We start from the raw sequence: 22,437 nt of genomic DNA on the forward strand, positions 1-22,437 counted from the left end.
ATCGATGAATACCCTCAAACGAATCGATCCGCGCCGCCCCTTTGTCATTACGGCCGCGGGCCTCAGGCGCATCACGCTGGGCGAAGCCGGCAGCGCGGACACGAGCGATGCGCAGTGGCTCGCGCAGCACGCGCACGCAAGCGCAGCGAAGCCACGCCGCGTGGTGAGTCATCCCGATCATGTTCTGCTCGTCGTTGCGCACGCCGAACGCGGCGCGCTCGACGATCACGCGTGCCAGGCCATTGCCGCCGCCGCGCTGCTGGCCGATGCGCATACCGAAATCGCGCTGCTCGTGTTCGGCGAGCTGAAGGACGATGCCGGGGCGCTCGGCGTGGACAAGCTGATCGAACTGCCGGGTTTCGAGCGCCGCACGTTCGCGCCGGAAAGCCGGTTGCGTGCGCTGCAGGCCTGCGCGGCGGCGCTCGCGCCGAAGCACGTGTTCCTGCCGGACAACGCCAGCGGCGACGGCGACCTCGGCCGCCGCTATGCGGCCGCCGCGGGTGCGAGCGTGGCAACTCACGTGGTCGAGATCGATGCGAAGCATGTGGGCGTGTATGAGCAGGCGAAGCGCGCGTGGGCCGCACGCTCGCTGCCGGAAGTGATCCTGCTCGCGCCGAACGCCGTCGAGGCGAAACTGCCTTTCGTCGGCGCCGGCGAACGCGTCGCGGGCGATTTCATCCGGCCGGCTACCGACCTCGCGTCGCCATACAAGGACCTCGGGCTCGAATCCATCGACGCCGCCCAGGTCGCACTCGAAGAAGCCGATTTCATCGTCTCGGCGGGCAACGGCGTGACCGACATTGCGGCGTTCGGTCTGCTCGCGGACGCGTTCGGCGCGGCGATCGGCGCGAGCCGCGTGGCGGTGGACAACGGTCACTTCACGCGTGACAAGCAAGTCGGCGCAACGGGCAAGACGGTCGAGGCGAGCGTGTATATCGCGTTCGGCATTTCGGGCGCCGTGCAGCACTTGCAGGGCATCAAGGACTGCCGCCATGTGATTGCCGTGAATCTCGACGGCAGCGCGCCGATTGCGAAGCGTGCCAACTTGACCGTGGTCGGCGACGCGCAGGGCACGATCGCCGCGCTGATCGAGCAGGTGCAAGCCGCACGCGCAAAGCGCGCCGACATGAGCGCCGTACGTGACGAAACGCATTCCACAGGAGTCGCCGCATGAACGCACGCCATGATCCTCAACGTGGAATCGAGCGCATTGCGGTACTCGTTTCGGTGGGGCGGCACCCCGTGAGCGGCGCGCCGCGTTACAGCCGCAACGACGCGCTCGCGCTCGACCTCGCGCGCACGCTGGCCGAGCGGCATCGCGCGCGTCTCGACGTGCTGCACGCAGGCGACGCCGCCGATCCCGCGCTCGCCGAATACCTCGCGCTGGGCGCGCACGAAGTGGAGGTGCTGGCCTGCACGCCTTCCGGCGACGCGGCACGGGTGCTCGCCGAGCGCGTGCGCGGCTACGACCTCGTGCTGACCGGCACGCGCGCCGAGGGCGCGCACGACAGCGGCATGCTGCCGTACCGTGTGGCGGCTGCGCTGGGCCTGCCGATCGTGGGCGGCGCGGTCGATATCGACGTCGACGTCACGACGCGCGCCGCCGTGGTGCGCCAGTTTCTGCCCAAAGGTCTGCGGCGCCGCGTGCAGACGGCGCTGCCCGCCCTGATCGCCGTGCATCCGCTCGCGAATGCCCAGCCCCGGTACGCCTATGCGCGGCTGCGCGCGGGCGCGGTACGGCCCGCGAGCGCAATGCGCGTCAGCGCCGCTGAATCGACCGACGCTTCCGCATGGACGGTTGGCCCGATCGAGCGTAAACCCGTGCGGCTGGCCGCGGCGGAAAAACGCTCGGGCCACGCGCGCATGCTTTCGGCGACCACGACCGAAAGCCGGGGCGGCAACGTCGTAATTGAAGGGAGTTCGGTCGAAAAAGCACAAGTGATCCTCGCGTATTTGCGGGAGCATCAACTCATCGATTACTGATTTTGCTGGCCTGTCGGCAACGAACTGGGATGAAAAATCCGGAGCACACATGAAAGTAACGGCAGAGATTCGCGCGCTGATCGAGCGCCGCCAGGCGGGTTACAGCCTGGAGGCGCCTTTCTACCTGAGCGAGGAGATTTTTGCGCTCGATATGGAGACGATTTTCCGGCAACACTGGATCGAGGTCGCCACGGAAGCCGAAATTCCCGAACCGGGCGACTACGTGACCGTCGATCTGGCGGGCGACTCGATCCTGATCGTGCGCGACGACGACATGCAGGTGCGCGCGTTCCACAACGTCTGCCGCCACCGCGGCGCGCGGCTGTGTAACGAAGAGAAGGGGTCGGTGGGCAATATCGTGTGCCCGTATCACAGCTGGACCTACAACCTCACGGGCGCGCTGATGTTCGCGGAGCACATGGGCGAGCAGTTCGACCGCTGCAAGCACAGCCTCAAGAACGTGCATGTGGAAAATCTCGCGGGCCTGATCTTCGTGTGTCTCGCCGAAGAGCCGCCCGCCGACTTCGCGGCGATGCGCGCCGAGATGGAGCCGTATCTGCTGCCGCACGACCTGGCTAGCTGCAAGGTCGCCGCGCAGGTGGACATCATCGAGAAGGGCAACTGGAAGCTCGTGATGGAAAACAATCGCGAGTGCTATCACTGCGTGGCGAATCATCCCGAGCTGACGATTTCGCTCTACGAATACGGCTTCGGCTACGCGCGCACGGACGCCAACGCGGAAGGCATGGACGCGTTCGAGCGCACCTGCAACGAGCGCGCGAAGCAGTGGGAAGCGATGGACCTGCCGTCGGTCGAAATCGAAAAGCTGCTGGATGTCACGGGTTTTCGCACGCAGCGCCTGCCGCTCGACCGCTGCGGCGAGTCCCAAACGCTGGACGCGAAGGTCGCTTCGAAGAAGCTGCTCGGCGAATTCCGCACGGCCGATCTCGGCGGCCTCTCGTTCTGGACGCAGCCGAACTCGTGGCATCACTTCATGAGCGATCACATCGTGTCGTTTTCCGTGATTCCGCTTTCCGCCGGCGAAACGCTCGTGCGCACGCGCTGGCTCGTTCACAAGGACGCGCGCGAAGGCATCGATTACGACGTGGAGAACCTCACCGCCGTGTGGAACGCGACCAACAACCAGGACCGCACGCTCGTGGAGTACTCGCAGCGCGGCGCGACGAGCAGTGCGTATGAACCGGGTCCATATTCGCCGTACACAGAAGGGCTCGTTGAAAAGTTCTCGGCCTGGTATATCGGCCGCCTCGCCAGGCAGATTGGCGCATAACGCACACGCGTAAAGCAAAGAGAGCGGAGTTTGACATGATGCGAGACGCGGCCCAATTCAATCCACTCGACGCCAGCGACAGCCGGGTGACGCGCCCGGCGTTCTGGGGCGCGCTGCCCGAGCGATGGACGAGCGAGGTCGAGGAGACCCTCGTGTGCTGCCACGTATGGCAGGAAACGCACGATGTGAAGAGCTTTTTCCTGCGCTCGCCGCAGGGCCGCACGTTCTCGTTCGAGCCGGGGCAGTTCCTCACGCTCGAACTCGAGATCGACGGCGAGGCCATCAACCGGTGCTATACGATTTCGTCTTCGCCCGCACGGCCTCATACCATTTCCATTACGGTCAAGCGCGTGCCGGGCGGCAAGGTGTCGAACTGGCTGCACGACAACCTGCGGCCTGGCGTGTCGCTGCGCGTGCTCGGACCGGCCGGCGAATTCACCTGTGCGCGTCACCCCGCGCCGAAGTATCTATTCCTTTCCGCAGGGTCCGGCGTCACGCCGCTGATGTCGATGAGCCGCGCGCACCACGATCTCGCGGAGGACCGCGATATCGTTTTCGTGCATAGCGCCCGCACGCCCGACGACATCATCTTCGCGCGCGAACTGGAGCTGATCGCTTCGAGCCGCGCGAATTTCCGCACGTCGTTCGTCTGTGAAAGGGTAGGTTCGCGCACCGACTGGTCCGGCGTGACCGGCTTTCTCTCGCTGCCGCTGCTGAAGTTGATTGCGCCGGACTTCATGGAGCGTGAAATCTTTACCTGCGGGCCCGCGCCCTACATGAAAGCCGTGCGCAATCTGCTCGACGAAGCGGGCTTTGCGCGCGAACGCTATCACGAAGAGAGTTTTTCATTCGAAACGCTTACGGCGCAAGCCGAGGCGCCGGTGGAACAGCCCCCGGCGGAATCGTCGGTCGAAACGGCCAGCTTCACGGTGACCTTCGCGAAGAGCCACCGCGAGATTCAATGCGGTGCACGACAGACCGTGCTCGATGCTGCGCGTCAGGCCGGCGTGCGCCTCGCTTCGTCGTGCAGCCAGGGCATGTGCGGAACCTGTAAGGTCAAGCTCGTTTCCGGGCAAGTGGAGATGAAGCACAGCGGCGGCATACGCCAGCGCGAAATCGATCAGGGCATGGCGCTGCTGTGCTGCTCGAAGCCGCTGTCCGACCTCGTCGTCGACAAATAGCGCGCACGTCGCGCAACGACAAGAACACGTCGTAAATCGACGTTAGCGGCAGATTGTGGCGGGCGAATCTGCATAGGCACGGGGCGCTTGCCCATATCACAGGAGATCGACCATGAAGCTGGCTGGAAAACTCTTTTGGACCGGTGTGTTATCGGCGATGGTGAGCTTGAACGCCCCGGCGTTTGCCGACGGCAAGCCGACCTTGAAGATCGGTTATGTCGAAGGCTGGGACGACAGCGTCGCGACGTCCAACGTGGCCGCACGCATCATCGAGAAACGCTACGGCTATCAAGTGCAACTCGTGCCGGTGGCCGCGGGCATCATGTGGCAAGGCGTGGCGCGTGGCGACCTCGACGCGACGCTTTCCGCCTGGCTGCCCGTCACACAGGGCGCGTACTGGGCGCAATTCAAGGACAAGGTGGTCGACCTCGGCACGAATTTCACGGGCGCGAAGATCGGCCTCGTGGTGCCCGACTACGTGAGCGCGAAGAGCATTACCGATCTGAACGCCGACAAGTCGGCGTTCGGCGGTCGTATCGTCGGCATCGACGCCGGCGCGGGCGTGATGCGCAAGACCGACGAGGCCGTCAAGCAATACGACCTCAGCTACAGCGTGATGCCGAGCTCGGGCAGCGCGATGACTGCCGAACTGGCGCGTTCGGTGGGGACGAAGAAGCCTGTGATCGTCACGGGGTGGACGCCGCACTGGATGTTCGCCAAGTACAAGCTGCGCTTCCTCGACGATCCGAAGAACGTCTACGGCGCGGCCGAGCACGTGGACAACGTGGCCAACCCCGAGCTCGAGAAGAAGGCTCCGCAGGTGGTGACGTTCCTGAAGAACTTCCAGTGGAAGCCGGGTGAGATCGACAGCGTGATGCTTGCGATCCAGAACGGCGAAAAGCCCGACGCAGCCGCCGACACGTGGATCGCCGCGCATGGCGACCGTGTGAATGCCTGGGCGGGTACGCAGTAATCGCAGCAATAAAACGGCAGGGGGCCCGCCGCGGCCCCGCCAGATCAGCGCCCATCACGGGCCGCGCGCAGCATGTGACCTTTCTGACGCGGCGCCGTGTCGCTTTTGCGCAAGCGTCTGTCGCAATTCGCCATCCCGGCAGGGATTTTTCTGGCAACTATGTAGACATACCGTGCGGGCCGGCGCCTGCCGTTCGAGGAGACGGAGTCGATGAAATCCCCCAAGATCGTGGTCGATGGATTATGCAAGGTGTTCGGGCCCAACCCGAAGCTTGCCCGTGAACTGCTCGCGAAGGGCGCGACGAAAGACGAGCTGTTCGCGAAGACCGGCTATGTGCTCGGCGTGAACAATGCGTCGTTCGAGGTGCACGAGGGCGAGATTTTCGTGCTGATGGGCCTCTCAGGCTCGGGCAAGTCCACGCTGATCCGGCTCATCAACCGGCTCGTGGAACCCACCGCCGGCAAGGTCGTCATCGACGGGCGCGATATCGCGGCCGTGCGCCGCTCTGAGCTGGTCTCGCTGCGCCGCACCGACATGAGCATGGTGTTCCAGTCGTTCGCGCTCATGCCGCAGCGCAGTGTGCTTGCGAATGCCGCGTTCGGCCTCGAAGTGGCGGGCGTGGGCCGCAAGGAGCGCGAGCGGCGCGCGCTGGCCGTGCTGGAACAGGTCGGCCTCGCGGCGTTTGCGCAGAAGCTGCCCGCCGAGCTTTCGGGCGGCATGCAGCAGCGCGTGGGCCTCGCTCGCGCGCTCGCGGTGAATCCTTCGCTCATGATCATGGACGAAGCATTCTCCGCGCTCGATCCGCTCAAGCGCAAGGAAATGCAGAACGTGCTGCTGCAACTGCAGAAAGAGCAGCGCCGCACGATCATGTTCGTTTCGCACGACCTCGAAGAGGCGCTGCGCATCGGCAGCCGTATCGCGATCATGGAAGGCGGACGCATCGTGCAGATCGGCACGCCGCAGGAAATCATCAGCAACCCCGCCGATGATTATGTGCGCGCGTTCTTCGACGGCGTGGACACGAGCCGCTACCTCACCGCCGGCGACCTCATGCAACGCGAAGCCGTGCCGGTCATCCGCACGCTCGACGCGAAGAGCGTGGCCTCGTCGCTCAACGGCAGCGCCGATTACGCGTTCGTGCTGGACGCCCAGCGCCGCATCAGCGGTTGCGTCACGCGCGATGCGATCGGCGCCGCGCAGCCGTCGCTGAAGAAAGTCGAATGCATCACGCTTGGCACGCCGCTGGAGCAGGTGGTCTCGCGGGTGTGTGCGAACACGACGGCGCTGCCCGTGGTCGACGACGAGGGCCGCTATTGCGGCTCCATCGATCAGGCCGCCGTGCTGAAGGTCATTACGCGTAATCGAGGTGCCGCCCATGTCTGAGATCATTCCCGTCGGCCAGTGGGTCGATCAGTCGGTTCACTATCTGCTCGACCACGACGCCAACAGCTTCGACGCCGTCGGCAAGGCAATCGAGGGCTTCGCGGCGTTCGTCGAGCACGGCTTGCAGGCCATTCCCATGTGGGCGCTCATGGCGTTCTTCATCGCAATCGGCCTGTGGCGCGTGGGCTGGCGCTTCGCGATCTTCGCCACCTGCTCGCTATTGCTGATCTACGCAACCGGCTTTTGGGATCAGACCGTCGTGACGCTCGGCCTCACGCTCTCGTCAACGGTGATCAGCCTCGTGATCGGCATTCCGCTTGGCATCTGGACAGCGAAGAGCAAAGTCGTGCATACGATCGTGCGGCCCATCCTCGACCTGATGCAGACCATGCCGGCCTTCGTCTATCTGATTCCCGCCGCGATGCTATTCGGTCTCGGCCGCGTGCCTGGCATTCTGTCCACGGTGATCTTCGCCATGCCGCCTGCCGTTCGTCTCACGAGTCTCGGCATCAAGCACGTGAACCGCGAGATCGTCGAAGCAGGGCAGGCGTTCGGCTGCACGCCGTGGCAGCTGCTGTACAAGGTGCAGTTTCCGAACGCGCTGCCGTCCATTATGCAGGGCGTGAACCAGACCATCATGATGGCGCTTTCCATGGTCATCATCGCTTCGATGGTGGGCGCGGGCGGTCTCGGCAACGACGTGCTCGCAAGCATTCAGCGGCTGGATATTGGCCTCGGCTTCGAAAGCGGACTTTCCGTCGTGCTGCTCGCCATCATCCTTGACCGGATTACGGAGAGCTTTGGCCGGGCGCCGGGCGCGGTAAAAGCGCCGCTGTTCTCCGGACTGAAGCAACTGATGCGAGTGCGTCCCGCAGTCGTAGAGGCGTAAGCGTTGAAGTAACACGATCAACCGTCGTTCCCGAGGAGCGCAATGTGACGATCGACATCGCCGTTCCCGAGCCCGAAACGCGCACGGCATCGTCTCTCAGGCATTTCGGTTTCCTGACGTTGCAGAACTTCTCGATGATCGCGTTTTCGAGTGCGGTCGAGGTTCTGCGCATGGCGAACTACGTGGGGCGCGCGGACCATTACCGCTGGTCGATCTACTCGCTCGATGGCGCACCGGCCCGAGCAAGCAACGGCATCACCGTGCGCCCCGCGCAGGCGCTCGACCCGGCGTGCCTGCCCGACGTGCTGATTGTGTGCGGCGGCATACGCATACGCGAGATCATGAGCGAAGGCGTGCGCGCCACGCTCGGCATGGTGGCGCAGCAGGGCGTGCCGCTCGGCGGCATCTGCACCGGTGCTTATGCGCTGATGGCGAGCGGGTTGCTGGACGGTTATCGCTGCGCAGTGCATTGGGAGGATCTCACGGTCCTGCATGAAGAGTTTCCGCGTGTGCGTTTCGCCGATGAGCTGTTTGTGGTCGATCGCGACCGCCTTACTTGCACGGGCGGCACCGCGCCGCTTGATCTGATGCTCGAACTCGTTGGTGCGAGTCTTGGGCAGAGTCTTGCCGCTAAGGTGTCCGAACAGTTCATTCTCGAGCGGATTCGCAGTTCGACGGATTTGCAGCCTATCCCCGTGGATGCGCGTGTGGGTTTTTCGCGTGCCGAGTTGGTGGAGGTCGTGCGGTTGATGGAGGCTAATATCAAGGAGCCTCTGTCGCTGGAGGAACTCGCGCGGCTCGTTCGGCTTTCGCAGCGGCATTTGCAGCGGATGTTCAAGGCGTATCTCAACGTTTCGCCGACGCATTATTACTTGACGTTGCGGCTGAAGCGCGCGCGGGAGCTGTTGCGGACTACCGATACTTCGATTTCTCGTGTGACCGCTATTTGTGGGTTTAATTCACCCTGCCATTTTAGTAAGGCGTATCGGGTGCAGTTTGGGCATGCGCCGAGTCATGAGCGGCGCGGCGCTGATTGATCGGATTTTTTTGTTTTTTTGGCCTTTCCTTGTTTTCGCGGCGGTATGCCTGGGTTGCCCCTGTGCGGGGCGGCACCTACTTTCTTTGCAGCGGCAAAGAAAGTAGGCAAAGAAAGCCGCTCAAACCGCCAGCGCCTGCCACGGTTCACATCGCGCCGCTTATGGCGAATGGCTCCGGAGCGTCTGTCACCACTCGCCCCCAAACGGAGTGACAAGGCGCTCATCCTTCCGGCGGCGCTACGCGCGCCGAAGGGCATAACCTAAAACCAGTGGGGCACATGAGTTCTCGCGAATGCTCACGCGTGCCCGCTGGTTTCCCATGCAGACCCCACCGCAGCGCGCGAAGCGAGCAGCGGGATGAATGAGCGCCTTGTCACTAACTTAGGTGGTGCGAGGCGACAGACGCTCCGGAGCCATTCACCATGTACGGCGAGATGTGAACTGTGGCAGGCATTAGCGGTTTGAGCGGCTTTCTTTGCCTACTTTCTTTGCCGCCGCAAAGAAAGTAGGTGCCGCCCCGCACAGGGGCAACGCATGCATACCGACGCGAAAACAAGGAAAGGCCCAAAAAAGCGCCCAACCGGCAAAAAAAGTCAATGCAAGGAACCACTAACACCCACCTCAGCAAGCGCAGCACCACTCCGCAATAGCGCATCGAGATCCGCCAACTGCACCGCATCCTGCCCACTACGTTGCGCGCGAAACATCACCGGCGGCACGCCAAACTGCTTGCGAAACTCACGCCCAAGATGCGAAGCATCCGAAAACCCGCAACTAGAAGCAATATCAGCAACGGTGCGATCCGAACTCGTGAGTAACCAGGCGGCCGTCCGCAGACGCAACGCATTGGCAAACGCGCGCGGACTCTTCCCCGTCTCCGCCTTGAAAAGGCGTTCGAGTTGCCGCGGCGAGAGGTTCAGCTTGCAGGCCAGTTCTTCCAGCGGCACGTTGCGGCCAACCTGCTGCTCCATCAACAGTACGGCGCGCTTCACCTTCGGGTGCGTGGCAGGCTCGAGACCGGGCGGATGAGGCTGAGGCGCATTGCCCTTTTGCATTTCGCCGACCAGCAAAATGCGCAGCGCCTTCTGCACAGTCGCATGATCGAAGTGGCGCAGCAAAATGGCAGCGGCGACGTCGATCGACGCGCGGCCGCCCGAGCAGGTAATGCGGCGCCGGTCGATCGCGAACAGACGGTCGGCGACGATGGCATCGGCATTGACGTTGGGGAAGCGCTCGATGAAGTCCCAATAGTGGAACCAGCTCACGCAAATACGGTGACCATCGAGCACGCCGGCGCGCATGAGCGCGAAAACGCCTGTGCAGATCCCGACGACTGTCGTCTCGCCGCCGGCCGCGCGACGGATGTACTGAAGCGTCGCTTCGCTGGCGTGCGGGCCGGAGTGCAGCAGTCCGCCCACGACCACGAGATAGTCGACCGGTTCGGCTTCGGCGAAGGTTTCCCAAGGCGCGATCTGGATGCCGCAACTCGCACGCACGGGTGCGAGCGTTTCGCCGATCACGCGCCACGAGCAGCGCACGGGCTTGCTGTAGTCGCCTTCGTCGGCAGACAGACGCAGCATGTCGACGAAACCCGAGAACGCGGTCAGCGTGAAGTTCGGCAGCAGCACGATGCCGAAACGGATGCGCTCCTTGGGAGCGGCGTCGATGGAAACGGCGGTGGCGAGTGTGTCGGACATGGAGGCACAGGAAAGCGACGATGCGGTTTTAGCCAAGCTTCCCCGATAAGGCCCCGAGGCGCTTGTCCGTTTCCGACATCGATCTTCGCAAAAGCGAAGTTTTGAAGGAATACACGCAGCATGGCGGGGCGGTTCCGCCGCTCTGGCGCGTTCATTCTAGCGGCGGCGCCGCCGCTTTGGTCAACTCCCTAGCGGGCACACGCCCCACGCTGCCCCTGTCCACGAGGCCTGCTGTCATGCCGCGCACCGCAACCGTCGAACTCAACAAACGCGCCTGTCACGGCGACGCCGAAGCCGCGCTCGCCCTGCTGGAGCAGAGCATGGCGCGCGGACACGGGCGTATCGGGCTGCTGCGCTATCTGCAGGCGCGTTGCGTGGGCGCGCCGCTCGCGCAGCGGCATCACGACTATGCAGAGCGGGTGGCGAGCAGGATGAGCGAGGGCGCGTTCGCGGCGCTGGCGGCACAGGCGCAGCGCCGCTACAGCATGGCGGCGTGAACGCTCATACGCTTGCTTACAGTACGACGGTGCGGCCGTCGTTGATGAAGACCCTGCGCTCGAGAAATACGCGCACGGCGCGCGCGAGCGTCACGCATTCCACGTCTCGGCCGACGGCCAGCAGGCGCTCGGGGTTCAGCGAGTGGTCCACCCGCTGCACTTCCTGCTCGATGATCGGGCCTTCGTCGAGATCGTCGGTGACGAAGTGCGCCGTCGCGCCGATCAGCTTGACCCCGCGCACGTGCGCCTGGTGATACGGGCGCGCGCCCTTGAAGCCGGGCAGGAAGGAATGGTGGATGTTGATGGCGCGGCCGGCCAGCCTCCGACTCGTTTCGTCTGAAAGAATCTGCATGTAGCGCGCGAGAATCAGCAGTTCCGAACCGGTCGAATCGAACAAGTCGAGGATGGCGGCTTCCTGTTCACGCCGCGTTTCAGGCGTGACGGGGAGATAGTGAAACGGCAGGTCATGCTGTTTTGCGAGCGGCTCGAAATCGCGGTGATTCGAGGCAATGCCCGCAATGTCCATCTGCAGCTCGCCCATGCGCCAGCGAAACAGCAGGTCGGCGAGGCAGTGTTCGAGCTTGGACACCATGATGAGCACTTTGGGACGCACCCGCAGGTCGTGAATGGCCCAGGTCATTTCGTGCTTGCGCGCGACGCTCGCGAACTCGTCCCGCAGGCCCGCGAGATCGAAGCGCTCGCCCGCGCCGGGCTGCACGACCTCGTGAAAGACGCAGCGCAGGAAGAAGCGCGTGCTGATGTCGTCGTCGAACACCGTGAGCTCGTCGATATAGCCGCGGTGCGCGTCGAGAAAGCCGGCGACCGCGGCAACCTGCCCCGCGGCGGCGGGGCAGGATAGCGTGAGCACGTAGCGGTGCTGCGGGTCTTCGGTGGGCATGCGCGTTCTCCTCGTGTCGTGGTGCGCCCGCTGCATCTTGCGCGTCGTGCGGGGGCGCTGGCTTGATGGCGCAAGTAAGCCACCAATCGGCATGCCGCACATAGAACCCACGCGCTGTATCGAGAGAATGAATACGCCAACCCAACGCCAAACCTGCACCAGCAACAAGAAGGTCGTTTTTGCCCCTATGGCTGTCGCGTTCCTCCTATCCGCCGCTTTTTTCTCCGGCAAGCATGGGCTGCGGCGATACGGGAGCGGAGATGGAGAGTTATTTGGGTCTGCAGGCGAGGGCGTTGAACGGGCAGTGTGCCGCGCTTTTTCGCGTGCGCACATCGGTCGCCGATGTGTATATGTCGGTGAGCCGCTCGAACTACGGCAACGACGAACGGGCCGTGGTCGAAGTCGACTGCGCGCGCTTCCTGAGGCTCTGGCGTGCCGACCCGCGCAGCGAGCACGCCGGGCTCGCAGACGGCAATCCGCGAATATGGCGTGCCGACCCGCGCTTCGAACTGGCGGCCGAAGGTTTCAGTTTCGGCGAAGAAGATCCGGTGCCGCTTGCGGAAGTCAGTTGCCCGGCGAGCGCCGCCGTACCGTACGTTGCGTTCACCGATGGCGTGATGCGGACCCTCTGGCTAGCCGCTTACTCAGCGAAGTCCTTTCCGGTGGAATGCGGCGTGAAAGACGCCGAGGCGCTGCAGCGCCTGGCTGGCACGCCTGGCAGCCGCTGGTTCAGCGTTGCCGAACTCGTTCCGCCGCAAGCCGCTCGAGCCCGGGAATGACGCGATAGCGTCAGTGCGCGAGCGCCCACATGAGCGACACGGAGAAGGCGCCCACCACGACGGACGCGCAGCGCTGGAAGAACGCGGGACGAATGAACGGTGCACGACCGTTGCGCGGCGCGGCGCCAATGGCGATCCACGTCAGGCCGATGGGAATCAGCAAGACCGCGAAGATCGCCATGGCCTGGAACCACGTCATGACGCTCGCGAACGCCGCGGGCGGGAAAATCGAGCCCGCGAACAAAATGGCCTTGGGATTGAGCACCGTGGCGCTGAACAGCGTGCGCGTGCTCACTACGCCCCTGGCCGAGGTTTCGATCGAGTTGGCGGTGAACCAGAGGCGCAAGGCGAGCCACGCCAGATAGAGGCTGCTGGCCACACGCAGCACCTTCGGCAGCCAGCCCAGCGAATGCGATGCGTGGGTGAAGCAAAGCCCCCAGACGGTAATCGACACCAGGTAGCCGGCCAGTTCGGCTGCAGTCAGATGCGCGGAGCGGCGCAGGCCCTGCCGCAACCCGGCGGCGGCGAGCAGCGTGTTGGTCGGCCCCGGCATGAGCAGCACGATCGCAGAGCCCGAGACCATCAGCCCGATGGTGGAAATGGAAAGCATGGGAGCGACTAGGGAACAGGGTGTTTGGATGATTGAAAGCCGACTGTAGGGCGTTATGGCAGCCAGTGACGAAAACTGTCCCGCGGCGCCCGCATTCTACGACTAGCGCCGATATATGCCTATTTCAGCCGGGTTCGATGCGCTAAACCATCGGCCGATATTCGTGATGTTGAGAGCGGCATCTGCTTTGTCCAAATGCGTGCTTATGCCACGCGCCTAAATTATTGATTTCAATGCATCTCTTGATGCGTAACAAATCATTTCAAAATATTTCTTGTTTCACCCTAAATAATTCGCGACGCCCGCCGTTAAAGCACGCACGAGAACTTTGCCCAGAAAATTTTGCGGGTCGAGGAAAAATAAACATACGCCGTTCGGGGTCGAGAGCCCGCACGCTGCGGCCGCTATCGTCAACCCCTATGCCTGATTTGTCGTGGACCATGCCCGTGGCGCGCTGGTCCTTCTGGTCTTCCGCATCGGAAAGTGTGCCTGAGGTTGCGTTCGTCGATCCGATGATGCGCCGCCGCCTGAGCGCGCTTTCGCGGATGGCGCTGAAGGTGGCGGGCGACTGCGTCGATGCGCAAACCAGGCCGCGCGTGGTTTTCGCATCGCGGCACGGCGAGTTGCGCCGCACGACGGACATTCTGCGCGACATCGAAGCACACAAGCCCGTTTCACCGAACGCCTTCAGCCTTTCCGTGCTCAATGCGATGACGGGGCTGTTCGGCATCGTGCGCGGCGACCGTTCGCCGGCTACGGCCCTCTCGGCAGGGGCACAGACGCTGGGCTACGCGCTGCTCGAAGGCCATGCGCTGCATACGGAAGACCCCGAAAGCCCGGTCCTGGTCGTCTACGCCGACGAACCCGCCGACGCGCGCTACGGCACGGTCGAGCAGGAAGTGCAGCGCGGCGCGTTCGCGTTGCTGCTCGATGCGAGCGAGGCGCCGCAAGGCCGGCTCGCGTGCTCCATCGCGGAAAACAAGCCGGGCTCGGCAGCACAGGCACGCCAATTCGCTACGCAAAGTGAAGCGCTGCATCACTGCCTGAGCGGCGGCGAAAGCGCCGCGTGGCAGGGCAGCGGCGGCACATGGCAATGGAGCTGGCATGTCGGCTCGGCTTGATTATGGCTGGCGGCTCTTCGCCACCGGCTTCAGTCTCGCGTTTTTCGGCGCGTGCGGGCTGCTCTTCTCGGTGATCGTCTTTCCGCTCGCAGCGGTCTGGCCGCATCGCGCTTCGCGGCAGCGCGCGGTTACCACCGTCATTCACTGGTTTTTCCGCTCGCTCGTGGCCGCCTTGCAGCGCGCGGGCGTCATGAAGCTCGACGTGGCCGGCGCGAACGCGCTGCGCTCGGGCGCACCCGCCATCGTTGTCGCGAACCATCCCACCTATCTCGACGTGGTGGTGCTGCTCGCGCTCACGCCTTCGGCCTGTTGCGTCGTGAAGAACGCGCACTGGCGCAACCCGTGCTTCTGGGGCATCGTGCGCGCGGCCGAGTACGTGAGCAACGCCGATCCCACAGGCTTCGTGCAGGACTGCGCGCGCCAGCTCGCGAACGGCTACAGCATGATCATTTTTCCCGAAGGCTCACGCAGCCCCGCGCCGAATCGCCTGCATGCGTTCTCGCGCGGCTTCGCGCATACGGCACTCGAGGCCGGCGCGCCGGTTCTGCCCGTGCTCATGCACTGCGATCCGCCCGCCTTCACCAAGCAGATGCGCTGGTATCACGTTCCGCAGCGGCCCTTCCGCATGAGCGTGAACGTGCTGGCGCCCATCGGCGTCCAGCCGCTCGCGCCGCGCGACATGCCTTCCGCACTCGCCGCGCGCAACGTTACGCGCACCATCGAGGCGCAAATCACACAGCACCTGTTTGACTATGGATACTTTAAAACTGGAAATTAAGCGGCTCCTGATCGAGGCGCTCGATCTCGAGCATCTCACGCCCGCCGATATCGACGACGACGCGCCGCTGTTCGACACCGACGGCGTGGGGCTCGACTCGATCGACGCACTGGAGATCGGCATCGTGCTGCGCCAGCGCTATCAACTGACCATCAACGCCGACGACGAAAACGTGCGCGGCTACTTCCGGTCGATCAACACGCTCGCGGCGCTCGTCGCGGGGCACACAAACGAAAACGAGGCGCTGGAAGCCACTGCAGGGAAAGGGGATTGAATCATGAACGAAGCTGAAATTCTCGACCGTATCCGCGAGATCTTTCACGAGAACTTCGATATCGATCCGGCGCGCGTCACGCCGGAGGCGCACCTGTTCGAGGAACTGGATCTGGACAGCATCGATGCCGTCGATCTGGCCATCAAGCTCCAGGAAATGACGGGCCGCCGCATCAAGCCGGAAGAGTTCAAGCAGGTGCGCACCGTGGGCGACGTGATCGTCGCGGTCGAGACGCTGCTCGTGACCCAGGCCTGAGGCGATTCGTGACGGTTCTTCGCGGGCACGGCGCGGCTGAGCCTGCCGGTGCAGGTGAAAGCGACGCAGCAGCTGGCCGGGCACGCAGCAAGTGGCGGTTGCTGGCCAGTCTCGCCTACCCGGTCGTGATCCTCTGCGCGTGGCGCTGGGATTCGCCGCGCTTCGTGGGCTTGCTGCTGCTCGTGCTGCTCTGGATGCAGCGCGTGGCCGGCACGGGCGCGCTCGCGGCAACGCTGCGCAAGCTCACGCCGGTGGACTGGGCCGTTGCCGTCATGCTCAATGTCGCCTCGGTGGCGATCGTCATCACCAATAGCGAACGGCTCATGCGCCTGTATCCTTCGCTCGTGAATATCGGGCTGCTCGTCGCCTTCGGCGCGACCCTCGTGAAGGGCCCGTCGATGGTCGAAAAATTCGCACGCCTGACCTATCCCGATCCGCCCGCGCACATCGTGTGCTATACGCGCCGCGTCACGCAGCTCTGGTGTATTTTCTTCGCTTTGAACAGTGCGTTTTCTGCCTGGACGGCGCTTGCCTGGCCCACGCGCGCCTGGTCGCTCTACAACGGCATGCTCTCCTATCTGATCATCGGTGCGCTGCTCGCCGGCGAGTTCGTCTGGCGCAAATGGATCATGCTGCCGCGTGCTGCGCGACGGGAGGCGGTGTGATCGCATTGCACGAGCTCCTCGTGGCGCGTTGCCGCGAGCCGCGCAGCGCCGTTTGCGTCGATGGCGCGAACGTAACGGACTTCGATACGTTCCGTGCGCATGCGCTTGGCATCGCTGAGCGCATGCGCACGCGGCCGGGCCTGCGCTTCGCGCTCTGGAGCGACGACCCGTATCCGTTCGCCTGCGCTTTGTTCGGACTGCTTGCGGCCGGCAAGGTGCCCGTGATTCCGGCGAACGCGACGCCGGGCTATCTCGCCGAACTGAGCGACGCGTACGACGCGGTGCTCGACGAAAACGAGCTTGCCGCCTGGTGTGCCGATACCCCTGCGGATCAACCCGTCGAGCCCGGCATGGCGTTCGACGCGAACGCATTGCTCACGCTCTTCACGTCGGGCAGCAGCGGCACGCCGAAGCCCGTACACAAGACGCTCGCGCAGTTCGACGCGGAAGTGCATACGCTCGAAGCCGCGTGGGGCACGCTGCTGGGCGACGCGGCCGTGCTCGCGAGCGTGCCGCATCACCACATTTACGGGTTACTGTTCCGCGTCTTCTGGCCGCTGGCCGCGGGCAGGCCGTTCGCCCGCGCGACCTGTGCCGACCCGGCTCAATTGCAGGCGCGTATCGCCGAATGTTCGGCGCACTGTGCCGCGACTGTCGTCGTCTCGACGCCTGCACAGCTCTCGCGCTGGCCCGATCTGCCGGGGTTCGCGACGCTCGCTGCGCAGCCGCGCGCGTTTTTCTCGTCGGGCGGCCCGCTGGCGCTCGACACGGCGAAGCAATACGCCGCCACGTTCGGCGCCGCGCCGCTGGAGATCTACGGCAGTACGGAAACGGGCGGCATCGCCTGGCGCAGACAAACCGAAGCGCAAGCGTGGACGCCCATGCCGGGCATCGCCGTGCGCGCGGCCGCAGCGGAAGAGGGCGGCGCGCTCGAAGTGCGCTCGCCGCACCTCGGCCACGACGGCTGGCATCGCACCGACGACAAGGCCGCGTTCGATGAATACGGCCGCTTCGTGCTGCAAGGGCGGCTCGACCGCGTGGTCAAGCTCGACGGCAAGCGTGTGTCGCTCAGCGAGATGGAGAGCAAACTGCTACTGCATCCCGGCGTTGCCGAAGTGAGGGCGGTACTGCTCGAAGGCGGCTCGCGCGAGCGCATCGGCGCGCTCGTGGTGCTCACCGCAGAGGGCCGCGAAACGCTGCGCCGCGACGGCCGCGTTCTGCTCCTGAAAGCATTGCGCCGCCATCTCGCCGCCTGGTTCGACACTGTCGTTCTGCCGCGCCACTGGCGCATTCATCGCGCGCTGCCAGCCGACTCGCGCGGCAAGGTTCAGGCACAAGCGGTTGCCCGCGCGTTCGCGGCCAGCGAAGAAGGGTTCGAGCTGCTCGCTCAATGGGACGACGCAGAAGGGCGGGCATTCGAATTACGCGTGCCGCACACGCTCGTTCATTTCGCGGGCCACTTTCCGGGCCTGCCGATTCTGCCGGGTGTCGTGCAGGTGGACTGGGCGATGCGTTTCGCACGCGACTGGGTGCCCGGCGTGCGCGCGCTCGCCTCGATCGATCAACTGAAATTCACCATGCCGGTACCGCCGGGCGTGCTGCTCAAGCTCGTGCTCAAGCACGACGCCGTGCGCCGCCGCGTAGCGTTCGCGTGGCGCGTCGGCGAGCGTGACTGCGCGTCCGGCGCTTTCGTATACAGGGAGCCCGCATGAGCCTCGCGGCCTGTATCGTCATTCCGATCTACAACCACAAGGACGCGATCGGCGGCACCGTGGCGAACCTGATCGTCCACGGCCTGCCGCTCATCGTCGTGGACGACGGCAGCGACGAAGCCACCCAGCAGGTGCTGGCGGACCTCGCGCGCCGCTACGCCGGCAAGCTCACGCTGCAGCGCCTGGCCGTGAACGGCGGCAAGGGCGCGGCGGTGATGGCGGGGCTGCGCGCCGCGCGCGACGCCGGCTATACGCACGCGCTGCAGATCGACGCCGACGGCCAGCACGACGCCGCGGACGTCCCGCGCTTTCTCGCCGCCGCGCAGGCCAATCCGCGCGCGGTCGTGATCGGCCAGCCCGTGTACGACGAGAGTGTGCCGAAAGCGCGCCTCTATGGGCGCTATCTGACCCACGTGTGGGTGTGGATCGAGACGCTCTCGTTCACGATTCGCGATTCGATGTGCGGCTTTCGCCTCTATCCGCTCGACCTCGCGTGCGCGCTGATCGACAGCGTGAAGCTGCCCGAGCGCATGGACTTCGACATCGAGATTCTCGTGCGCCTGCACTGGCGGCGCGTGGCGTTCGTCTCGATTCCGACCGCCGTCACCTACGCGGCCGAGGGCGTCTCGCATTTCGACGTGCTGTGGGACAACGTGCGTATCAGCCGCAGCCATACGCGGCTCGTCGCGGGCATGCTCGCGCGTCTGCCGCTGCTCCTCGTGCATAAGGTCCTGCCGCAGGTTCTGGCACGGACGGCGGCTGCGGGCGACGGCAACGACCCGTGGTGGCGCACTGCCGAACGCGGCAGCCGGCTCGGCATGGCGCTGCTGGCCTGGAGTTGCGGCCTGTTCGGGCGGCGCTTCACCGCGCTTTGGCTGCATCCGATCGTCGCGTACTTCCTCGTGACGGGCCGCCCCGCGCGGGACGCCTCGCGGCGCTATTTCAACCGGCTGCAGCAGTGTTCGCCGGAGCGCGAGACGCCGCGCCCCGGCTGGTTCACGGCCTACCGCCATATGCTCTCGTTCGCGCAATCGGGCTTCGACAAGCTGGCCGCCTGGACGGGCCGCGTCGGTCCGGCCGACGTGGAGATCGATGACCCACGCGCGTTCGACGCGTTGATCGCGAGCGGCCGCGGCGCGCTCGTGATCGGCTCGCACCACGGCAACCTCGAGATGGCGCGGGCGCTGGCCGTGCGCGGCGCGCAGACGAAGGTGACGGCCATCGTCTACACGGAGCACGCGAAACGCTTCAACAGCGTGCTGGCTACCGCCCATCACGATTTCGCGCAGCATCTCGTGCCGGTGAGCGACTTCGGCCCCCAAACGGCGCTGATGATGCAGGAGCGCATCGACCGCGGCGAGCTGCTCGTCATCGTCGGCGACCGCACGCCCGCGCGCGAAACGGGCCGTACCACCGAGGCGCAATTCCTCGGCGAGACCGCCGCGTTTGCTCAGGGACCCTATGTATTGGCGCATGCGCTCGCGTGCCCCGTTTATCTGTTGTTCTGCCTGAAAGAGCGCACGGGCTACCGGCTTTACTTCGAGCCGTTTGCCGAGCGTATCGAGCTGCCGCGGCGTGGCCGCGCCGAGCATATTGCGGCATGGGCGCAGCGCTTCGCGTCGCGCCTCGAACACTATTGCCGCAAGGCGCCTTACCAATGGTTCAATTTCTACGATTTCTGGGCGCGCCCCAGTGGGGGAGCGAATGGCAGAGACTGACCTGAAGGATGCCGGAGTCAAGGCGGATGCCGTGATATTCGGCGGCCGCCATTTGACGATCGAGGACGTCGTGGCGGTGGCGCGTGGCGGCGCCGCCGTGCGGCTCAACGATGACCCGGCCTGGCGCGAGCGCATCGCGCGCGGCGCGGAGTTTTTGCGCCGCCATCTCGAAGCCGGTGCGACCGTGTACGGTGTCAATACGGGCTACGGCGACGCCTGCGTCGTCGACGTGCCGATGGCGCTCGTCGAGGCCCTGCCGCTGCAGCTCACGCGCTATCACGGCTGCGGCATGGGCGAGTATCTCGACGACGCCTCGGCGCTCGCCGTGATCGCCGCGCGTCTGAATTCGCTGGCGTTCGGGCTTTCGGGCGTGCGACCGGTGCTGCTCGAACGTCTCGCCGATCTCATCAATCATCGCGTGTTGCCGCGGATTCCCGCCGAAGGCTCGGTGGGCGCAAGCGGCGACCTCACGCCGCTTTCGTATGTCGCAGCGGCGCTGGTTGGCGAGCGCGGCGTGCAGTTTCGCGGCGCGCCCTGCGAGGCACGCGACGCGTGGTTCGCGCTTGGCCGCGAACCGCTCACGCTCGCGCCCAAGGAAGGCCTCGCGCTGATGAACGGCACGGCGGTCATGACGGGCCTCGCCTGTCTCGCGTTCACGCGCGCGGCGCAGCTCTCGCGCCTCGCCGCGCGCCTCACCGCGCTCGCAACTGTAGCGCTCGACGGGCGAGCCGCGCATTTCGACGCGTTCATCTTCGAAGCCAAGCCGCACGCCGGGCAGGGCGAAGCGGCGGCCTGGATCCGCGCTGACCTGGCCGGCCGACCGGACACGCCGGGCCACCGATTGCAGGACCGCTATTCGATCCGTTGCGCGCCGCATGTAATCGGCGTCGCGAACGACGCGCGCACGTGGATGCGCCGCGACATCGAGAACGAACTGAACAGCGCCAACGACAATCCGCTGATCGATCCCGACGGCGAGCGCGTGCTGCACGGCGGCAACTTCTACGGCGGCCATATTGCGTTCGCCATGGACGGCCTCAAGACGGCCGTGGCGAATCTTGCCGACCTGATGGACCGGCAGCTCGCCTTGCTCGTCGACGACAAGTTCAACAACGGCCTGCCGCGCAACCTCACGGGCGCGACGAGGGCGCGCGTGCCGATCAATCACGGCTTCAAGGCTGTGCAGATTTCGTCGTCGGCGTGGACGGCGGAGGCGCTCAAGCACACGATGCCCGCGAGCGTGTTTTCCCGCTCGACGGAAGCACACAATCAGGACAAGGTGAGCATGGGGACGATCGCGGCGCGCGACTGCTTGCGCGTGCTGCAACTCACGGAGCAGGTCGCGGCCGCCCACGCGCTCGCCACCGTGCAGGCCGCGCGACTGCGACTGCGCGGCAATGCCGAGACCGTCATTCCCGAGCCGCTTTCCGCATTCATGGAAGACGTGGCCGCGACGTCGCCATTCGTCGACGAGGACCGCGCGCTCGAACACGAACTGCGCGCCATAACGGAGCGAATCGCAACCGGCGAATTCCTCGGGCCGAACGCGGAGGGCAGGCCATGAGCGAATCACGCAAGGTTGCGCCGATGTTGAGCGCGAGCGCGAATGTGGAAGTTCCGTTCCATGACGTGGACGCGATGAATGTCTGCTGGCACGGCCACTATCTGAAGTATTTCGAGTTCGGCCGCGCGGCGCTGCTGCGCAAGTTCGACTACGACTATCGCGAGATGCAGGCGTCCGGCTACGTGTGGCCCGTGGTCGAAGCGCATCTGAAGTATGTTCGGCCCGCCGTTTATGGGCAGCAGCTCGAAGTCTGCGCACATCTGCTCGAGTACGAAAATCGCCTGAAAATCGGCTACGAAGTCTACGATCGCGATTCGCGCACGCGGCTCACGAAGGGCTACACGATCCAGGTCGCCGTGAGCGCCGCCACGCAGGAGCTGCAGTTCGTCTCGCCGCCTGTCGTGTTCGAAAAGCTGGAGCGTGCATGGGCGCGTTGAAACGATGCGCGGCGGTGGCCGCACTGCTTGCGCTTCAGTCGATGTGGATGCCGGCGCAGGCCGCGACGGCGCCCGTGAACCTGAGCACGGACGCCGGCGACGCGGCACTCGTCTCGCAGATCGCGTCGCGTCTTGCGCGCGCGAACGGCGTGCGTGCGCATTTCACGCAAACGCAGACGCTTGCCGCGATGAAAGCCCCGCTCGTCAGCACGGGCTCGCTGCTGTTCTTTCGCGAGCGCGGCGTGATCTGGCAGGTCGAAACGCCGTACAGGAAAACGTGGATCATGCGCGACAGCGGCGTCACCGTGATCGATGCCAACGGTCAACCCGATCAGCGCACCCGGAACGGCGGCGCGCAGGGCGCGCGCGGTGCGGCAGAGATTGCGAAGATGATGCGGGCGATGCTCGGCGGCGACCTGAGCGGGCTGTACTCGCAATTCGACGTAGCGGCGCGCGGCACGCCTTCGCAATGGCAGATGCGCCTCGTGCCGCGCCAGCCGCAGATCGCGCAGGCGCTGCGCGGCATCGAGATGGAAGGCGGCGACTTCCTGCGCAGCTTGCGCATCACGTTCGCCAACGGCGACGTCACGCAGTATGACTTTAGCGGCAGCGCGCAGGTGTCCGAACTCTTGCCCGCCGACCAGAAACTTTTCGGAACGCCATAGTGAGTTCCTCGGAGCTTCGCACCGCAACCC

At 65.0% G+C, this 22,437-nt stretch carries 22 protein-coding genes and 1 pseudogene; 20 read left to right on the plus strand and 3 right to left on the minus strand.

Annotated elements, in window-relative coordinates; all coding sequences use genetic code 11:
• The first annotated feature begins 4 nt into the window (after nt 1–4).
• From AB4Y36_RS29120 to AB4Y36_RS29155, 8 genes and pseudogenes are all read left to right on the plus strand, one after another.
• Nucleotides 5–1,174 carry an electron transfer flavoprotein subunit alpha/FixB family protein gene (locus AB4Y36_RS29120; protein ID WP_368684816.1) on the plus strand — a complete coding sequence of 390 codons (1,170 nt, stop codon included), beginning with the start codon at nt 5–7 and terminating at the stop codon, nt 1,172–1,174.
• On the plus strand, nt 1,171–1,983 hold the full coding sequence (locus AB4Y36_RS29125) for an electron transfer flavoprotein subunit beta/FixA family protein (RefSeq protein WP_368684817.1): 813 nt from the start codon (nt 1,171–1,173) through the stop codon (nt 1,981–1,983). The genes AB4Y36_RS29120 and AB4Y36_RS29125 overlap by 4 nt, the downstream gene beginning before the upstream one ends.
• A gap of 49 nt (nt 1,984–2,032) precedes the next feature.
• Nucleotides 2,033–3,274 (plus strand): aromatic ring-hydroxylating dioxygenase subunit alpha, encoded by a 1,242-nt coding sequence (locus AB4Y36_RS29130; protein WP_342946212.1) that lies wholly within the window; start codon nt 2,033–2,035, stop codon nt 3,272–3,274.
• Nucleotides 3,275–3,309: 35 nt separating this feature from the next.
• Nucleotides 3,310–4,455: an FAD-binding oxidoreductase gene (locus tag AB4Y36_RS29135; RefSeq protein ID WP_368684818.1), complete on the plus strand. Its 1,146-nt coding sequence runs from the start codon at nt 3,310–3,312 to the stop codon at nt 4,453–4,455.
• Nucleotides 4,456–4,567: 112 nt separating this feature from the next.
• Nucleotides 4,568–5,428 carry a glycine betaine ABC transporter substrate-binding protein gene (locus tag AB4Y36_RS29140; protein ID WP_368684819.1) on the plus strand — a complete coding sequence of 287 codons (861 nt, stop codon included), beginning with the start codon at nt 4,568–4,570 and terminating at the stop codon, nt 5,426–5,428.
• 97 nt (nt 5,429–5,525) lie between these two features.
• Nucleotides 5,526–6,811: pseudogene (locus AB4Y36_RS29145) on the plus strand (glycine betaine/L-proline ABC transporter ATP-binding protein); the annotation flags it as partial.
• Entirely contained in the window at nt 6,804–7,700 is an 897-nt protein-coding gene (gene choW / locus AB4Y36_RS29150; RefSeq protein ID WP_368684820.1) for a choline ABC transporter permease subunit, read from the plus strand. The pseudogene AB4Y36_RS29145 and the gene choW, both read left to right, overlap by 8 nt.
• Before the next feature lie 44 nt (nt 7,701–7,744).
• Entirely contained in the window at nt 7,745–8,737 is a 993-nt protein-coding gene (locus tag AB4Y36_RS29155) for a GlxA family transcriptional regulator (protein ID WP_368684821.1), read from the plus strand.
• A gap of 593 nt (nt 8,738–9,330) precedes the next feature.
• On the opposite strand, the gene AB4Y36_RS29160 is transcribed toward AB4Y36_RS29155, so the two are convergent.
• Nucleotides 9,331–10,434: a GlxA family transcriptional regulator gene (locus AB4Y36_RS29160; RefSeq protein ID WP_368684822.1), complete on the minus strand. Its 1,104-nt coding sequence runs from the start codon at nt 10,432–10,434 to the stop codon at nt 9,331–9,333.
• 236 nt (nt 10,435–10,670) lie between these two features.
• Here AB4Y36_RS29160 and AB4Y36_RS29165 point away from each other — a divergent pair, with 236 nt between their 5' ends.
• Nucleotides 10,671–10,931 (plus strand): hypothetical protein, encoded by a 261-nt coding sequence (locus tag AB4Y36_RS29165; RefSeq protein ID WP_069267948.1) that lies wholly within the window; start codon nt 10,671–10,673, stop codon nt 10,929–10,931.
• Between the two features lie 16 nt (nt 10,932–10,947).
• On the opposite strand, the gene purU is transcribed toward AB4Y36_RS29165, so the two are convergent.
• Entirely contained in the window at nt 10,948–11,829 is an 882-nt protein-coding gene (gene purU / locus AB4Y36_RS29170; protein WP_342946207.1) for a formyltetrahydrofolate deformylase, read from the minus strand.
• 260 nt (nt 11,830–12,089) lie between these two features.
• On the opposite strand from purU, the gene AB4Y36_RS29175 reads away from it, so the two are divergent.
• The gene (locus AB4Y36_RS29175) at nt 12,090–12,608 is read left to right on the plus strand and encodes a hypothetical protein (RefSeq protein ID WP_368684823.1); all 519 of its coding nucleotides are present in this window, start codon (nt 12,090–12,092) and stop codon (nt 12,606–12,608) included.
• 10 nt (nt 12,609–12,618) lie between these two features.
• On the opposite strand, the gene AB4Y36_RS29180 is transcribed toward AB4Y36_RS29175, so the two are convergent.
• A complete protein-coding gene (locus tag AB4Y36_RS29180) occupies nt 12,619–13,218 on the minus strand; it encodes a LysE family translocator (RefSeq protein ID WP_368684824.1) in 600 nt (199 codons plus the stop codon).
• Nucleotides 13,219–13,637: 419 nt separating this feature from the next.
• Here AB4Y36_RS29180 and AB4Y36_RS29185 point away from each other — a divergent pair, with 419 nt between their 5' ends.
• From AB4Y36_RS29185 to AB4Y36_RS29230, 10 genes are read left to right on the plus strand one after another with little or no spacing between them, the layout of a single operon-like run.
• Nucleotides 13,638–14,339 carry a beta-ketoacyl synthase chain length factor gene (locus AB4Y36_RS29185; RefSeq protein ID WP_368684825.1) on the plus strand — a complete coding sequence of 234 codons (702 nt, stop codon included), beginning with the start codon at nt 13,638–13,640 and terminating at the stop codon, nt 14,337–14,339.
• Nucleotides 14,323–15,117: a lysophospholipid acyltransferase family protein gene (locus tag AB4Y36_RS29190; protein ID WP_368684826.1), complete on the plus strand. Its 795-nt coding sequence runs from the start codon at nt 14,323–14,325 to the stop codon at nt 15,115–15,117. The genes AB4Y36_RS29185 and AB4Y36_RS29190 overlap by 17 nt, the downstream gene beginning before the upstream one ends.
• Nucleotides 15,092–15,391 carry a phosphopantetheine-binding protein gene (locus tag AB4Y36_RS29195; RefSeq protein WP_069267954.1) on the plus strand — a complete coding sequence of 100 codons (300 nt, stop codon included), beginning with the start codon at nt 15,092–15,094 and terminating at the stop codon, nt 15,389–15,391. Before AB4Y36_RS29190 ends, AB4Y36_RS29195 begins: the two co-directional genes overlap by 26 nt.
• 3 nt (nt 15,392–15,394) lie before the next feature.
• Nucleotides 15,395–15,646 carry an acyl carrier protein gene (locus tag AB4Y36_RS29200; RefSeq protein WP_069267955.1) on the plus strand — a complete coding sequence of 84 codons (252 nt, stop codon included), beginning with the start codon at nt 15,395–15,397 and terminating at the stop codon, nt 15,644–15,646.
• Between the two features lie 8 nt (nt 15,647–15,654).
• The gene (locus tag AB4Y36_RS29205) at nt 15,655–16,311 is read left to right on the plus strand and encodes a hypothetical protein (RefSeq protein WP_368603512.1); all 657 of its coding nucleotides are present in this window, start codon (nt 15,655–15,657) and stop codon (nt 16,309–16,311) included.
• Complete coding sequence (locus tag AB4Y36_RS29210) at nt 16,308–18,023, plus strand: AMP-binding protein (protein WP_368684827.1); 1,716 nt, start codon at nt 16,308–16,310, stop codon at nt 18,021–18,023. The genes AB4Y36_RS29205 and AB4Y36_RS29210 overlap by 4 nt, the downstream gene beginning before the upstream one ends.
• Nucleotides 18,020–19,741: a glycosyltransferase gene (locus AB4Y36_RS29215; protein WP_368684828.1), complete on the plus strand. Its 1,722-nt coding sequence runs from the start codon at nt 18,020–18,022 to the stop codon at nt 19,739–19,741. The genes AB4Y36_RS29210 and AB4Y36_RS29215 overlap by 4 nt, the downstream gene beginning before the upstream one ends.
• Nucleotides 19,728–21,305, plus strand: a complete 1,578-nt coding sequence (gene hutH / locus AB4Y36_RS29220) for a histidine ammonia-lyase (RefSeq protein WP_368684829.1) — start codon at nt 19,728–19,730, stop codon at nt 21,303–21,305. Before AB4Y36_RS29215 ends, hutH begins: the two co-directional genes overlap by 14 nt.
• Nucleotides 21,302–21,742 carry a thioesterase family protein gene (locus AB4Y36_RS29225; protein ID WP_069267959.1) on the plus strand — a complete coding sequence of 147 codons (441 nt, stop codon included), beginning with the start codon at nt 21,302–21,304 and terminating at the stop codon, nt 21,740–21,742. The genes hutH and AB4Y36_RS29225 overlap by 4 nt, the downstream gene beginning before the upstream one ends.
• On the plus strand, nt 21,730–22,407 hold the full coding sequence (locus AB4Y36_RS29230) for an outer membrane lipoprotein carrier protein LolA (RefSeq protein WP_368684830.1): 678 nt from the start codon (nt 21,730–21,732) through the stop codon (nt 22,405–22,407). Before AB4Y36_RS29225 ends, AB4Y36_RS29230 begins: the two co-directional genes overlap by 13 nt.
• The last annotated feature ends 30 nt before the right edge of the window (nt 22,408–22,437 follow it).

Source organism: Paraburkholderia sp. BR10936, assembly GCF_040965735.1.
Lineage (GTDB): Bacteria > Pseudomonadota > Gammaproteobacteria > Burkholderiales > Burkholderiaceae > Paraburkholderia > Paraburkholderia nodosa_A.